General features: G+C 42.0%; 10 protein-coding genes, 1 rRNA gene, 1 pseudogene and 1 other annotated feature (1 of these 13 running past the window's edge). All 12 genes and pseudogenes read right to left on the bottom strand.

All coding sequences use genetic code 11. The features are described from left to right. Positions 1-101: 101 nt before the first annotated feature. On the bottom strand, positions 102-575 hold the full coding sequence (gene ispF / locus CEF16_RS16590; protein WP_245917901.1) for a 2-C-methyl-D-erythritol 2,4-cyclodiphosphate synthase: 474 nt from the start codon (positions 573-575) through the stop codon (positions 102-104). A 2-nt stretch (positions 576-577) separates the two neighbouring features. Then, on the bottom strand, positions 578-1,267 hold the full coding sequence (gene ispD / locus CEF16_RS16585) for a 2-C-methyl-D-erythritol 4-phosphate cytidylyltransferase (protein WP_091587358.1): 690 nt from the start codon (positions 1,265-1,267) through the stop codon (positions 578-580). A gap of 182 nt (positions 1,268-1,449) precedes the next feature. After that, positions 1,450-2,541: a PIN/TRAM domain-containing protein gene (locus CEF16_RS16580; RefSeq protein ID WP_091587360.1), complete on the bottom strand. Its 1,092-nt coding sequence runs from the start codon at positions 2,539-2,541 to the stop codon at positions 1,450-1,452. Positions 2,542-2,753: 212 nt separating this feature from the next. Further along, positions 2,754-3,827: a DNA integrity scanning diadenylate cyclase DisA gene (gene disA / locus CEF16_RS16575; protein ID WP_091587362.1), complete on the bottom strand. Its 1,074-nt coding sequence runs from the start codon at positions 3,825-3,827 to the stop codon at positions 2,754-2,756. 30 nt (positions 3,828-3,857) lie between these two features. Then, positions 3,858-5,255, bottom strand: coding sequence for a DNA repair protein RadA (gene radA / locus CEF16_RS16570; protein WP_091587364.1), 1,398 nt, complete (start codon positions 5,253-5,255; stop codon positions 3,858-3,860). A gap of 123 nt (positions 5,256-5,378) precedes the next feature. After that, complete coding sequence (gene clpC, locus CEF16_RS16565; RefSeq protein ID WP_091587365.1) at positions 5,379-7,829, bottom strand: ATP-dependent protease ATP-binding subunit ClpC; 2,451 nt, start codon at positions 7,827-7,829, stop codon at positions 5,379-5,381. Positions 7,830-7,852: 23 nt separating this feature from the next. Further along, positions 7,853-8,926, bottom strand: a complete 1,074-nt coding sequence (gene mcsB, locus CEF16_RS16560) for a protein-arginine kinase McsB (protein ID WP_091587367.1) — start codon at positions 8,924-8,926, stop codon at positions 7,853-7,855. Further along, entirely contained in the window at positions 8,926-9,471 is a 546-nt protein-coding gene (gene mcsA, locus CEF16_RS16555; RefSeq protein ID WP_091587369.1) for a protein-arginine kinase activator protein McsA, read from the bottom strand. Before mcsA ends, mcsB begins: the two co-directional genes overlap by 1 nt. Before the next feature lie 30 nt (positions 9,472-9,501). After that, complete coding sequence (locus CEF16_RS16550; RefSeq protein ID WP_091587371.1) at positions 9,502-9,966, bottom strand: CtsR family transcriptional regulator; 465 nt, start codon at positions 9,964-9,966, stop codon at positions 9,502-9,504. A gap of 134 nt (positions 9,967-10,100) precedes the next feature. Next, positions 10,101-10,814 carry an MgtC/SapB family protein gene (locus tag CEF16_RS16545; protein ID WP_091587373.1) on the bottom strand — a complete coding sequence of 238 codons (714 nt, stop codon included), beginning with the start codon at positions 10,812-10,814 and terminating at the stop codon, positions 10,101-10,103. Positions 10,815-11,453: 639 nt separating this feature from the next. Next, positions 11,454-12,679, bottom strand: a pseudogene (locus CEF16_RS16540) (ISL3 family transposase). Positions 12,680-12,793: 114 nt separating this feature from the next. Next, a 5S ribosomal RNA gene (rrf, locus tag CEF16_RS16535) occupies positions 12,794-12,910 on the bottom strand. A gap of 131 nt (positions 12,911-13,041) precedes the next feature. Next, positions 13,042-15,045 (bottom strand) — a sequence feature (mutual gap in cmsearch alignment for this rRNA model is longer than 100); it runs 943 nt beyond the window's last position.

Raw genomic sequence — 15,045 nt, 5'->3', positions numbered from 1 at the left:
AATATTTTATCAGATTTAGTTTGTTTTATTTTTTAGATATACCTAACGTTGTGTATAAATACTTTTCCTATTTTACCACCAATTAAAGAAGAATAAAATTACTATAATGGCTGCAGTAATACTACAGCATGAGCGGCAATACCCTCTTCTCTTCCTGTAAATCCCAGCTTCTCTGTTGTAGTAGCTTTTACATTTACTTGAGCTTGTTCTATTTCAAAAATGCTTGCTATTGTGGACTGCATCTCCTTAATATAAGGAGCCAACTTTGGCTTTTCTGCCATAATCGTACAGTCTACGTTCCCTATGTAATAGCCTTTTTCATCAACTAGTTGATAAACATGTTTCATCAACTTTGCGGAGTCTGCACCTTTAAAGGCCGGGTCTGTATCAGGAAAATGTTTGCCGATGTCACCTTCCCCTACTGCACCGAGCAAGGCATCTGATATTGCATGAAGTAAAACATCTGCATCAGAATGACCGATTAAGCCTTTACTATGAGGAATATTCACACCGCCGATAATAAGCGGGCGGTTCTCTGAAAGCTGATGTACATCAAATCCATGTCCTATTCTCACTCTTATGCCTCCTCCTTTCGTTTATTTAAGATAGCTCGAGCTACTGTCATGTCTTCTGGAGTGGTTAATTTTATGTTATCGTAGCTGCCTTCAACCATATGTATCGGAAAGCCTAACCGCTCTACTAAACTAGTGTCATCTGTTCCAGCATACCCATCCATTGCTGCCTTCTTGTAAGCATCAAAAATAATAGGAAATTGAAAAGCTTGGGGTGTCTGCACAGACCATACACTAGAACGTTCTATCGTTTCTAGAACAAGCCCATCTTTTACTTTTTTTACGGTATCTTTCATTTTCACACCCAATACAGCCGCTCCGTCTGTGTTGGCTTTCTCGGCTAAAGAATGAATTTGTTCTTTTGTAATAAAGGGACGAGCGCCGTCATGAATGAGAACCAGACTGGAGGAATTCAGCTGTTTTAAACCTTTAAACACACTGTCCTGCCTTTCCCGACCGCCCGCTACAATAGCCTTTACCTTTTTAATATTCCAATCTTTCATCAAACGTTCCATTGCATTGATCTCATTGCTATTAGCTGCGATAATAATCCGCTCACACCAAGGGTCATTATCAAAAATAGAAACGGTATGAATAATCACAGGCTTTTTTTCAAGCATTAAAAATTGTTTATTACAGCCCGCCTGCATTCGTTTACCTTGCCCGGCTGCGGGTATAACTACATCGTAATTCATATTACCTCTCCAATGTAATTTCAGTCATTTTTCAGGCTCTTATTATCATACACTTGAAAGATCGTACTAGGCAATGACTTATCCACCACATCTTTTCACCAATTGTTGATGAGATTTCACAAAAGAATGCCTCTGTGAACCGGTTTAAAAAACCACCCGACAGAGGCATTTCCGTATATAAATTAAAGTGCTTTCTCCATTAACTTAGGTTTTGCAAAAATCATTCGTCCAGCACTTGTTTGCAAAACACTTGTTACCACAACTTCAATCGTTTCACCTATATAATCACGTCCGCCTTCGACGACGATCATTGTACCGTCATCAAGGTAGGCAACTCCTTGGTTTTGCTCTTTTCCATCTTTTATTACTTGGACATTCATTTCTTCGCCTGGCAAAACGACGGGCTTAACAGCATTGGCAAGGTCATTAATGTTTAGGACTTCTACACCTTGCAGATCACAAACTTTATTAAGATTAAAATCGTTGGTTACGACCATTCCTTGTCTAACCTTGGCCAGCTTCACCAACTTACTGTCAACTTCTTGTATGTCTTCAAAGTCTCCTTCGTAAATTTCAACTTCCACAGCCAATTCCTTTTGAATGCGGTTTAAAATATCAAGTCCCCGGCGTCCTCGGTTTCGTTTCAAAACATCAGAAGAGTCAGCAATATGTTGGAGTTCTTCTAATACAAATTCCGGTATAACTAAAGTACCTTCAAGAAAACCAGTCTGGCAAACATCTGCAATACGTCCATCAATAATTACACTAGTATCAAGAATCTTTACTTTGGATTGGTTTGAAATTTGCCCCGTTTCTTCCCTTTTTTTAGCTGCAACACGGCTTGCTGGAAATAAATTCATAAGTTCATCTCGTTTTTTAAACCCTACCTGGAAGCCAAAATAGCCAAGAAAAAATGTGATGAAAATAGGCAAGACGGAACTGATTACCGGAAAATCTACGGAGTTTAAAGGAATACCGATAAGAAAAGCAACAAGTAATCCAAAAACTAATCCAAGTGTACCAAATAATACGTCTGTCACTGGTGCTTTAACAATCATTTCTTCTAGTACTCTCATGCCATTCACGATATAATCTGCAAACCAGAATGTCGACAAAAAGAGAATAACCGCGCCGATAAGACCGCCGACATAAGGATTACCGAGCCACTCAGGAAATGAGCTATAATCCAATAAGGTAATAAATTCCGGTATAAAAATAAATCCGAGTGTAGCCCCGGCAAGTATAAAAAACAATTGTACTATCCTTTTTAACACCTTAACATGCACCTCCTTTTCTCTATTATAGACAAATACTTTATTTTAAAACCTATGAAACTTCAATCACCCAATAATTTACTTTTTATGGGAACGTTTATTATTAATGTAGCAAATTTTTACGGGATTGTCATAGTTTTTAATAAATTTTCATTGTATCGTGAACAAATTGTAACGTCAATCACTTTTTTTGGAGAGAGGTCAGATGTAATCTATATATGCCGGTCAATAAATAACTGTTCCTGAATACGGCTCAGTCCTTCTTTTATCTTTTTTGCACGGGTTCTGCCTATTCCCTGAACTTCATCAAGTTCTTCAATAGAAGCTTTCATTATTCCTCCTAAGTTTTCAAACCGATGAATCAAGTTGTTAATTATTCCAGCTGGCAGCCGCTGAATTTTATGCAATATTCTATACCCTCTTGGAGAAACAGACTGCTCGTAAGAATTGGTTCGTTGAGAATAACCAAGCAATCTCATAATAACGGTGTCATCCATAAGTTCTTCATTTGTCATTTGTTTTAACTTTTGATTAATGGCTTCTGGGTCGATACTGGCATCTGCAATATAATCTTTTATTAAATGGTACGTCTCCTCTTCTAAGTTAGAAACTAATTCATTGAGCTGCATTGCTATTAAACGACCTTCATTTCCCAATTCCATCACGTAGTTTAAGATTTCATATTTTATTCGCATAACCAGTTCAATTCGGTGAATGACTTGTGCCACTTCCTGGAAAGTAACCAGCTCTTCAAATTCCAGCGCCCCCAGATTGGTCAAGCTCTGATCAAGCACCGCTTTGTACTTTTCGAGGGTTTGTACGGCCTGATTTGCTTTCGTTAAAATCATTTCCATATCTTTGAGGGAGTATCGGTATGCACCTTTGTACAAAGTAATAACTTGACGACGCTGTGAAATAGAAATGACAAGATTTCCTGTTTGTTTAGCAACTCTTTCAGCTGTACGATGCCGTATTCCTGTCTCGTTGGAAACAATGGTGTTATCAGGAACGAGCTGTGTATTCGCATAAAGGATACGCTCGCCTTTTTCACTTAAAATAATGGCCCCGTCCATCTTTGCTAGTTCATACAAATAAGCTGGGGTAAAAGGGCAATTAATAAAAAAACCACCGTCCACTATACTTTTTATTTTTTCTGAATATCCAAGAACGATCAAACCACCCGTGTTAGCCCGCAAAACGTTATCTATACCATCACGAAGGGGGGTGCCGGGGGCAACGAAATGCAGTACTTCTCGAATGAATGAGTCACGTTGTTTATCTAGCATTTCTTTTCCTCCTTTTGCTGACCAGCGCGATTACCAAGACGGTGCTCTCCCCTCCAGTGTAATATCCAGCGCTTCTTCTAGTGTTGTTACTCCCACAACTTCTATATTGTTAGGAGACGTCCATCCATCCATGTTTTTTTCAGGTATGATTGCTCTTTTAAAACCTAGTTTTGCTGCCTCCTGAATTCTTTCTTCAATTCTAGCGACCCGTCTTATTTCTCCTGTTAGTCCAACTTCTCCGATCACTACGTCTGTAGGATTTGTTGTATGGTTTCGAAAACTTGAAGCAATACAAATAGCAATACCAAGATCAATTGCAGGCTCATCAAGTTTCACACCGCCTGCGACATTAATATATGCATCCTGGTTTTGCAGAAGCATTCCTAACCTTTTCTCTAAAACTGCCATTAATAATGCAATTCGGTTTTGGTCCACCCCTGTAGAGGTTCTCTTCGGATTGGCAAAACTAGAAGGGGCTATTAGGGCCTGCAGTTCCACTAGAACCGGACGTGTGCCTTCAAGGGAAGCAACTACGATAGAACCAGAGCTTCCTTCTGTTCGATCTTCTAAAAAAATTTCAGACGGATTTTTCACTTCTTTTAATCCCATTTCTTTCATTTCAAAAATGCCCAGCTCGTTTGTTGAACCAAAACGGTTTTTCACTGCACGTAACATCCTGTAAGTGTGATGTCGTTCTCCTTCAAAATACAACACCGAGTCCACCATATGTTCTAACATTTTTGGACCTGCAATTGAGCCTTGTTTTGTTACATGACCTACAATAAAAACAGCGATGCCTCGTGTTTTGGCAATTCTCATAAACATAGAAGTTGATTCCCTGACTTGCGCAACGCTTCCGGGAGCAGAGGTAACCCCGGCCTGGTGTACTGTTTGGATTGAGTCAATAACAACTAGTGTTGGTTGTATTTGGTCAATGGCATTTTCGATTAAGTCCATATCTGTTTCAGCAAATACATATAGTTTATCAGAATGTGCTCCGAGTCGATCAGCGCGTAATTTTGTCTGTTTTATTGATTCTTCTCCTGATATATACAACACTTTATGATCACGAGCTGCTAAAATGGCTGTCATTTGTAATAGAAGAGTAGACTTACCAATTCCTGGATCCCCTCCTACAAGCACTAATGATCCAGGAACGATTCCTCCTCCAAGTACGCGATTAAGCTCTTTTAAGGAAGTATCAATTCTTGGTTCACGTTCTCCAGTTACATTCGTAATGGGTTGTGGTTGTTGGCGGGTTCCATCTGGTGAAGTACTTAATGATTTCCTTCCTCCACTTTTAACTGACGGACCCTCTAACTCCTCTACCATGGTATTCCATTGGTTGCAGCCAGGACAGCGCCCCATCCATTTTCTTGATTCATATCCGCATTCTTGACAAACAAATTTTGATTTTTGTTTCGCCATACTTTTTTTACCCTCACTTTAACTTATGTATACCACCTTCTATTTTACCACGAAAAAGTAACAGAAATTGGGTGAAAAAGACTGTCCGAAAATAATATCGGACAGTCTTATCTCTTAATATATTTACGTTCTAGCTCCTGTTTTCGTTTCAACGACATAGTCATCGTTTTTCACATCGATCACTGCCGTATCACCTTTTTGAATCTTTCCGCGAAGAAGTTCTTCTGATAAACGGTCTTCGACTTGCTTTTGCAGAGCACGACGCAATGGACGTGCACCATACTCAGGGTCAAATCCTTCATCAGAAATTTTATTCTGAGCTTCTTCTGTTAATTCAACATTAATACCCTGTTCGGCCAAACGTTTTTGTAATTGTTCTGTCATAAGCACCACAATTTTCTTAATGTGCTCTTTTTCAAGACTGTGGAAGACAATAATTTCATCCAGACGATTTAAAAATTCAGGCCGGAACGTATTTTTTAATTCTCCCATTACTTTATCCCGCATATCCTGAAACTTTTCTCCCTCTGATTGTGTGGTAAAGCCTACATTTTTATTGCGTCTTAGCAGACTAGCCCCGACATTGGATGTCATGATTATTGCGGTATTTCGAAAATCAACGCGGCGCCCTTTGGAATCGGTGAGAAAACCATCCTCAAGAACTTGGAGAAGGATATTGAACACTTCTGGGTGAGCTTTCTCTACTTCATCAAGCAGGATAACGGAATATGGGTGACGTCTAACTTTTTCCGTCAACTGGCCGCCTTCTTCAAACCCTACATAACCAGGAGGGGAACCTACAAGACGACTGGTCGCGTGTTTTTCCATGTATTCAGACATATCTATACGAATAACCGAGTCTTCGTCACCAAATAATGTCTCAGCAACAGCCCGGGCTAATTCTGTTTTCCCGACACCAGTAGGCCCAAGGAAAATAAAAGAACCAATCGGACGTTTTGGATCCTTTAATCCTGCACGAGCACGGCGGATTGCTTTAGAAATTGCATTTACCGCCTCTTCCTGGCCAATGACACGACTGTGCAAAATATCTTCCATTTTAAGAAGGCGATCTGTTTCTTCTTCAGCAAGCTTAGAGACAGGAATTCCCGTCCAACTAGCTACAACCTGTGCAATATCTTCAGGGGTTACCTCCGTATTCTCCTGACCTTGTTTTTCTTTCCACTCGTTTTTCATCTTATCTAATTCTTCACGAAGCCGTTGTTCACTATCCCGTAAGGAAGCCGCCTTTTCAAACTCCTGACTTTGAACAGAGGCATCTTTTTCTTTTCGTGTCTCTTCTAGTTTTTGCTCGAGCTCTTTTAAGTTTGGCGGAGCCGTGTAGGAACGCAGCCGTACTTTTGAACCAGCTTCATCAATTAAGTCAATTGCTTTGTCTGGCAGGAAACGATCCGAGATATAACGGTCAGAAAGTTTAACGGCTTCAGCAATAGCTTCATCCGTAATAGTAACCCGGTGGTGTGCTTCATACCTATCGCGAAGACCTGCGAGAATTTGAATGGACTCTTCAGTTGTCGGTTCGTCCACTTGGATAGGTTGAAAGCGGCGTTCTAATGCTGCATCTTTTTCAATATATTTGCGGTATTCATCTAGCGTAGTAGCTCCAATGCACTGTAATTCTCCACGAGCAAGTGATGGTTTTAAGATATTCGAAGCATCAATAGCTCCTTCTGCTCCACCTGCACCAATTAAAGTGTGAAGTTCGTCAATAAACAGTATCACATTACCTGCTTGTCGAATTTCTTCCATTACTTTTTTCAAACGATCTTCAAACTCGCCGCGGTATTTGGTTCCTGCCACTACTGTACCCATATCAAGCGTCATCACGCGTTTATTTCTAAGAATTTCCGGCACTTCATTTGAAATAATGGACTGGGCAAGCCCTTCAGCAACTGCTGTTTTACCAACCCCTGGCTCACCGATTAAAACAGGGTTGTTTTTTGTACGACGGCTCAACACTTGAATGACTCGTTCAATTTCTTTGCTGCGGCCGATCACTGGATCAAGCCCTTCTTCCTTAGCAACTGCAGTTAAGTCTCTCGCTAAACTATCTAGAGTCGGTGTATTAGCATTGGAAGAGCCGGCTCCAGAAGCCTGCTGGTGATTAGAGGTTGATGCCTCATTACTTCCAAGCAACTGTAACACTTGCTGTCTAGCCTTATTCAAGCTGACACCAAGATTGTTTAATACTCTTGCAGCCACTCCCTCGCCTTCTCGTATTAATCCTAACAAGATATGTTCTGTCCCTACATATGAATGACCAAGCTTTCTAGCCTCATCCATGGACAATTCAATAACTTTTTTAGCACGTGGAGTATAATGGATAGTCTTAGAGCCTTCTTGACCAGTTCCAATTAAAGACTCCACTTCTTTTTGGATTTGCTCAGAGCCAAGATTAAGTGCTTGCAGTGCTTTTGCTGCAATTCCTTCACCTTCACGAATTAACCCTAGCAGAATATGTTCTGTACCTATATTATTATGCCCAAGACGGATCGCTTCTTCTTGAGCCAAGGCTAATACCTTTTGCGCTCGTTCTGTAAACCTTCCAAACATCATATATGCGCACCTCCAAATTTTGCTTAATCTTCTCTCTCTAAGTTCATTCTCTCACGAATCAACGCCGCCCGTCTCACATCACGCTCATCCGGTGTAAGACCTTTACCTGCATATTGCTGCAGAAAACCAGGCTGAGTTAGAATCATTAGTTCATTTAAAATATTACCCGAAATTCCTTGGATTAAATCAATGTCAATCCCTAATCTAACATCGGACAGTCTTTTTGCTGCTTCTTTTGACTCCATCACCCGGCTATTTGTTAGCAGTCCGAATGAACGAAATACTTTATCCTCTATTTGGATTTTTGAAGTACGTATTAACTCTTCTCTTGCGTAACGCTCCTGTTGAATTAACTGCATCACAACGCCTCTAAGATCTTCTACAATATCTTCCTCTGATTTACCAAGTGTCATTTGGTTTGATATTTGGAATAAGTTTCCTAACGCTTCGCTTCCTTCTCCATAAATACCTCTCACCACAAGCCCCAACTGATTAATCGCAGGTAATATACGATTGAGCTGCTGAGTCATAACGAGTGCAGGAAGATGCATCATAACCGAAGCTCTCATACCTGTTCCAACGTTTGTTGGACAGCTTGTTAAAAATCCTCTTTTCTCATCGAAAGCATATGTCACTTTTTCTTCAATCCAATCATCTAAACCGTTAGATAAAACTAGACTTTCATTTAACTGAAAACCCCGGAATAAGCATTGAAGCCTTATATGATCTTCTTCGTTAAGCATGATACTAACAGACTCATCTTCACTCAGCATTACAGCACCATGTTGAGCTTTTTCTGCCAAATGCGGGCTGATCAAGTGCTTTTCTACTAATACTCTTTTTTCATTGGAAGAAAGATCATCCATTTTTAATACTTCCAGATTTCCAACATATTGATATGGATCCTTTGCCAATTCTTTTGAAGTGTAGTGAAGCATCGTGTTTGCCGATTCCTCGGAAGCCACAATTGGAAAAGGGTAATTTTCCAAGTTTCTTGCTAAACGGATTCTTGTACTTAAAACAATATCACCTTCTGGACCAGGCCCACTTTTCATCCACGGACTGATCGCTTCTGAAATGAAACGTTGAAGTGACATTAAGCACCCCCCTTTCCATCACGTATGTTTTCATTTAAATCGTGAATTTGGTCGCGGAGTTGGGCTGCTTCTTCAAATTCCTCTTGTTCAATATGCTGCTGCATTTGTTTTCTCAACTTATCTATCTGATTTTGAATTTGCATTCGGCCGCCAGCTCTTTTTGGAACCTTGCCAGCATGACGTACATTTCCACTGTGAACCCTTTTGAAAATTGGGTCAAGTTTTGGGTCAAACGCCTTATAACAGTGCGAGCATCCAAATCTTCCTGTTTTTGCAAAACGTTCATATGAAAGCCCACAAGAATCACAAACAAGCTGCTTTTGAACAGAAGCCCTTGAAGGGTGAGGCCCCCCATTCCCCATCGGTTGTTCAAAGTTTAACAACCCTGATAATAAATCATGGATAGAATAGCTGTTTGAACCCGGGATATGTTCCCCTTTATCACGAGCACACTCCTCACACAGATGCATCTCTTCTTTTTTTCCGTTTATGATTTTTGTAAAATGCAACGTGGCCTGACGCTGGTGACATTCTTCACAGAGCATTTTCATCTCCTCCCTTCGCAGCTAATATACTCATTTATAACGTAAGCTGTGAAGCATAGCTTTCAGCATTTTGGCCCGGATATAGTCTCTGTCTTCTGCATGCCGCAAGGAAATTATCGAACGATGTACGGATGCAAGCATAATATTAGCTTCCCTTTTAGATATTGCATTCTCTTCAAAAAGACGCATAATAATACTTTCGGCTGTGAGCTGGTCAATTCCTTCTTTTATTAAATGTATTAATTGATCAATAAGCTCAGCATGGTCACCAATTTTCACTCTTGAAATACGTATATACCCACCGCCGCCCCTTTTGCTTTCTACAATATACCCTTTTTCTGTTGTAAAACGAGTACTTATCACATAATTAATTTGAGAGGGAACACATTCAAACCGTTTAGCCAACTCACTTCGTTTAATCTCAATTAAATCCTTCTCACTTTGCATAAGAATTTCTTTTAAATAGTTTTCAATCACATCAGAAATATTACGCAAGAAAACAACCCCCTTCCTGCTGTAAGCCGTTCCCCTCAGGTTTTGACCTTGACTATCTTTGACTATAAATATAATATAACCGTCTGCAAATTTCAAGCAGACGGTACTATTCATTATAGCCAAGTTGTCTTTAATCATTCTTCTTCCATTTGCATTTCAACTTCTAAGATCCCCTCAGTCAATAGTAATCGTTCATAAAGCTGGGAACGCTTTAGGGCATTTGGAGATTGAACATGCAGATCATAAACACATTTACTTTCTTTACCATTACCTTCTTTTGTACTCCCATTTACTTTTTTAATAATTACTTCATTATCTTCCAATATTTCTATTAATGATGATAAAACCGATGTATTTTTTCGTACAGTAACCTCTATTTTCTCAGGACGTGAAGAGGCTCGAAAAAAACGGTCAACATTATTAAGAAAAAATAAACTCAGTAAAACAACAATTGTAGTAAAAACAGCTGCAAAAAACATTCCGGCTCCAGCAGCTAGTCCTATCGCAGCTACCACCCAAATAGAAGCTGCAGTTGTTAAACCTTTGATGGAAACGCCTTGAACGATAATTGTCCCTGCTCCCAAAAAGCCGACCCCGCTCACCACATAAGAAGCAAGCCGAGATGGGTCATATCGTACAATTTCTTTATTTGCTTCCATGTATTCCTGGAATCCAAATAGTGCCATAACCATCACTAAGCATGCCCCTGTCCCAACTAAAAGGTGTGTTCGGAATCCAGCAGGATGTCGTTTATATTCTCGTTCTATTCCAATTAATCCTGCCAGAAAAGCAGCTGCTAGTATTCTAATTATTATTGTATATGCTTCCTGATCAAGCCACATATCCATATGCATTTCCCCTCCCTGCTTTTAAGCCTATGTATATTATTATATTTTATTTCTTATACCCACTAACATTGCTAGACATGCAAAGAATGAATGAGGATCACACCTAATTTCTCAGTTAAAAAATCTTATGCCTTCAAAAAGTCTTGGAGACAAAATCTCTAAGCAAATCTAATTTCCTGTTCGTGAGAGGCTTAGGTACAGTGCTTCTTCAGCACAAAGAGTTGTCCTTGAATCTTGGGATTTTGTGTGGTAACTATATATCTTCATATCTTCGATTTTTAGGGAGCTACTCCCTTTTTATACTTTTAGAAAATTTTACCTTTGTTAAAGGATCAAAGTATAATCCTAAAAAAGGAAGTTCGGCTAAGGTAAGGAGCTTCTACTGCACGCAACACGCTTGATGTATAGGACGTGCTAATGTAGCCAAAGCCACAGAACATGGAGGTTTTTGGCGGCAGATTTAATGTACTTCTGCTAAAAATCCACGCATACTGTGGGATTCAACTTAGAAGAAGTGTGTGGAAGTCAATTGATAGTATAAAACACCAAGTACTGTGACAACGGCGTTCCTGTACTTTGAATGTCGTCGTTTTGTTTATATTGGCTGCCAGTAAAATCCTGTATTTTTTAGGTTCTATGTCAAATGTTGGGGTAGGAGTGGCTTGCTCCTACTTGAAATTCCGTTGTTTTATATTGGTGATGTAATAAGACACGTAACCTTAAACGATCATAACGCTTGAAGCCAAAAGCATTTCGTTTCATCACCTTTGTTTGATTATTTAAGCCTTCGATAAAGCCATTGGTATATCCAAAGGCAAAACTGTTTAATATCTCTACCTGCCAGTTTTTCAGCGTTTGAATCGTTTGAATAAACTCCGGCATGCTCTCGTTATGTACCTGTTGATACAAAGCGTATAATTCCTCTTTCACTTGTCCGGCAGCCGTTTTTCCTTTTTCTTTCGCTTCTTCAAACCAATTTCGAAACACTTCTTTTAAATGATAGGCTCTTCTTAACTCATCGGATAACTCTAAATACCAGAGCTGCTTTTCACTTAACTCTTCATACCGTTTGTAAAAGACATGTTTCATTCGTTTACATTTTTTCCGATCATACTCGTGGTCATACTCGTGGAACTCTTTCTGCACTTTCCTTCTCACGCGCTCTAATGCCCAATAAATATAGCGGCAAAAGTGAAAACGGTCCGCAATAATGATAGGGTTTCCTAATGCTTTTCGAACGGCAGACTTAAAGGCATAACTCATATCCATAATCACCATCTCCACGTCGGAACCCTTTTCCCGTAAGTAGTTTTTCACCGTTTCAACGGATCTATTAGGAAGAATATCGAGAGGAGCTCTGGTGTCTCCATCCGCAATGACTACTTGATACTTCCCTTCATTCGTATCCCCTTTATATTCATCGATCGCAATCACCGGCGGCAGGCTCTTCACTTCCTTTAACGTTGGGGCCGACATCGAATCAAAACGCCGAATCACGGTAGCAGAGGATGTACGAAATTGACTTGCCGTATCTTTGAAATTTTTTCCTTGAATGACACCAGACCAAGGGCTTGATTCCATTCCCTGGAGTGGCGTTGATACCGCTGGACGATAGGATTGCGTTCCGCAAAGCGTTTGCCGCAGGAGCACACATAACGACGCCTTCGATAAAATAAATAAGACGTTCGTTCAAATACTTTAAGGTGCTGGATCTTTTGGATACGGTAATCATGGACTCGGCTTGTTCTTTCCCCGCATGCTGGACACCGATGGGATTTACGAGGTATCTCCACGTGGAGATAAAATGCCTCCCCTATCTCTTCCGTTTTGCGCAACTCCAATCTTTTTCTTGTTTCTTGGACAATTCAAGTGTAAAGGATTTTGGAGCTTGCGTGTTTTTACCCCAACAAATATAATAGAGCCATTTTTTAAAAATCCAAAAAAGCTGTCAGAATTCTATTCTGACAGCTTTCGTTATGGCCTGGCAGCGTCCTACTTTCACAAAGGGTTGCCCCTTCATTATCATCGGCGCTGAAGAGCTTAACTTCCGTGTTCGGCATGGGAACGGGTGGAACCTCTTCGCTATCGTCACCAGACTTTGGATGGAATCGTTTGATCATCGTCATAGGAGACAACATCTCAACGATCCTTTTCTTGATAGGGAATTGCTCCCTCAAAACTGCACAACGAAATACATGAGCCGCTCTACGAGGCGCTTACCTTTGTTTTGGATAAGCCCTCGACCGATTAGTATCTGTCAGCTCCACGTGTCACCACGCTTCCACCTCAGACCTATCAACCTTGTCATCTGCAAGGGGTCTTACTAGCTTGGCGCTATGGGAAATCTCATCTTGAGGGGGGCTTCATGCTTAGATGCTTTCAGCACTTATCCCGTCCACACGTAGCTACCCAGCCATGCTCCTGGCGGAACAACTGGTACACCAGCGGTGTGTCCATCCCGGTCCTCTCGTACTAAGGACAGCTCCTCTCAAATTTCCTGCGCCCGCGACGGATAGGGACCGAACTGTCTCACGACGTTCTGAACCCAGCTCGCGTGCCGCTTTAATGGGCGAACAGCCCAACCCTTGGGACCTACTTCAGCCCCAGGATGCGACGAGCCGACATCGAGGTGCCAAACCTCCCCGTCGATGTGGACTCTTGGGGGAGATAAGCCTGTTATCCCCAGGGTAGCTTTTATCCGTTGAGCGACGGCCCTTCCATACGGTACCGCCGGATCACTAAGCCCGACTTTCGTCCCTGCTCGACTTGTAGGTCTCGCAGTCAAGCTCCCTTTTGCCTTTGCACTCTGCGAATGATTTCCAACCATTCTGAGGGAACCTTTGGGCGCCTCCGTTACTGTTTGGGAGGCGACCGCCCCAGTCAAACTGCCTACCTGACACTGTCCCTGGACCGGGTTACGGTCCGAGGTTAGAATTTCCGTACAGCGAGGGTAGTATCCCACCGACGCCTTCACCGAACCTGGCGGTCCGGTTTCCAAGGCTCCTACCTATCCTGTACAAGCTGTACCAAAATCCAATATCAAGCTGCAGTAAAGCTCCATGGGGTCTTTCCGTCCTGTCGCGGGTAACCTGCATCTTCACAGGTATTATAATTTCACCGGGTCTCTCGTTGAGACAGTGCCCAAGTCGTTGCACCTTTCGTGCGGGTCGGAACTTACCCGACAAGGAATTTCGCTACCTTAGGACCGTTATAGTTACGGCCGCCGTTTACTGGGGCTTCAATTCGGAGCTTCTCCCAAAAGGGATAACCCCTCCTCTTAACCTTCCAGCACCGGGCAGGTGTCAGCCCCTATACTTCGCCTTGCGGCTTCGCAGAGACCTGTGTTTTTGATAAACAGTCGCTTGGGCCTATTCACTGCGGCTCTCCAAGGCTATTCACCCTAGAGAGCACCCCTTCTCCCGAAGTTACGGGGTCATTTTGCCGAGTTCCTTAACGAGAGTTCTCCCGAGCGTCTTAGAATTCTCATCCCACCTACCTGTGTCGGTTTGCGGTACGGGCACCTCTTCCCTTGCTAGAGGCTTTTCTTGGCAGTGTAGGATCAGGAACTTCGGTACTATTATTTCCCTCGCCATCACCGCTTCGCCTAATGATGAACGGATTTGCCTGTTCATCGGCCTTACGGTTTGGACGCGCTATTCCAGCAGCGCGCTTACCCTACCTTCCTGCGTCCCCCCGTCACTCAAACGGGAAGGAGGTGGTACAGGAATTTCAACCTGTTTTCCATCGCCTACGCCTTTCGGCCTCGGCTTAGGGCCCGACTAACCCTGAGCGGACGAACCTTCCTCAGGAAACCTTGGGTTTTCGACGGAAGGGATTCTCACCCTTCTTTTCGTTACTCATACCGGCATTCTCACTTCAAAGCGCTCCACCGGTCCTCACGATCCGGCTTCTCCGCCCTTTGAACGCTCCCCTACCACGCACACCCGATGGTGTGCATCCACAGCTTCGGTGATACGTTTAGCCCCGGTACATTTTCGGCGCAGAGTCACTCGACTAGTGAGCTATTACGCACTCTTTCAATGATGGCTGCTTCTAAGCCAACATCCTAGTTGTCTAAGCAACTCCACATCCTTTTCCACTTAACGTATACTTAGGGACCTTAGCTGGTGGTCTGGGCTGTTTCCCTCTCGACTACGGATCTTAGCACTCGCAGTCTGACTCCCGGATAACAAGTCGCTGGCATTCGGAGTTTGACTGAATTCTCGTATAA

It is taken from the genome of Alteribacillus bidgolensis (genome assembly GCF_002886255.1).
GTDB classification, from domain to species: Bacteria; Bacillota; Bacilli; order Bacillales; family Marinococcaceae; genus Alteribacillus; species Alteribacillus bidgolensis.
Note: the sequence above shows the minus strand (reverse complement) of the source record. Positions and strands in the feature narration are given on the sequence as shown.

Excerpts from the sequence above, each read along its gene's own strand:
- ispD (WP_091587358.1), bottom strand. The coding sequence starts at position 1,267 with ATGAATTACGATGTAGTTATACCCGCAGCCGGGCAAGGTAAACGAATG.
- disA (WP_091587362.1), bottom strand. The coding sequence starts at position 3,827 with ATGCTAGATAAACAACGTGACTCATTCATTCGAGAAGTACTGCATTTC.
- radA (WP_091587364.1), bottom strand. The coding sequence starts at position 5,255 with ATGGCGAAACAAAAATCAAAATTTGTTTGTCAAGAATGCGGATATGAA.
- clpC (WP_091587365.1), bottom strand. The coding sequence starts at position 7,829 with ATGATGTTTGGAAGGTTTACAGAACGAGCGCAAAAGGTATTAGCCTTG.
- mcsB (WP_091587367.1), bottom strand. The coding sequence starts at position 8,926 with ATGTCACTTCAACGTTTCATTTCAGAAGCGATCAGTCCGTGGATGAAA.
- mcsA (WP_091587369.1), bottom strand. The coding sequence starts at position 9,471 with ATGCTCTGTGAAGAATGTCACCAGCGTCAGGCCACGTTGCATTTTACA.
- CEF16_RS16545 (WP_091587373.1), bottom strand. The coding sequence starts at position 10,814 with ATGGATATGTGGCTTGATCAGGAAGCATATACAATAATAATTAGAATA.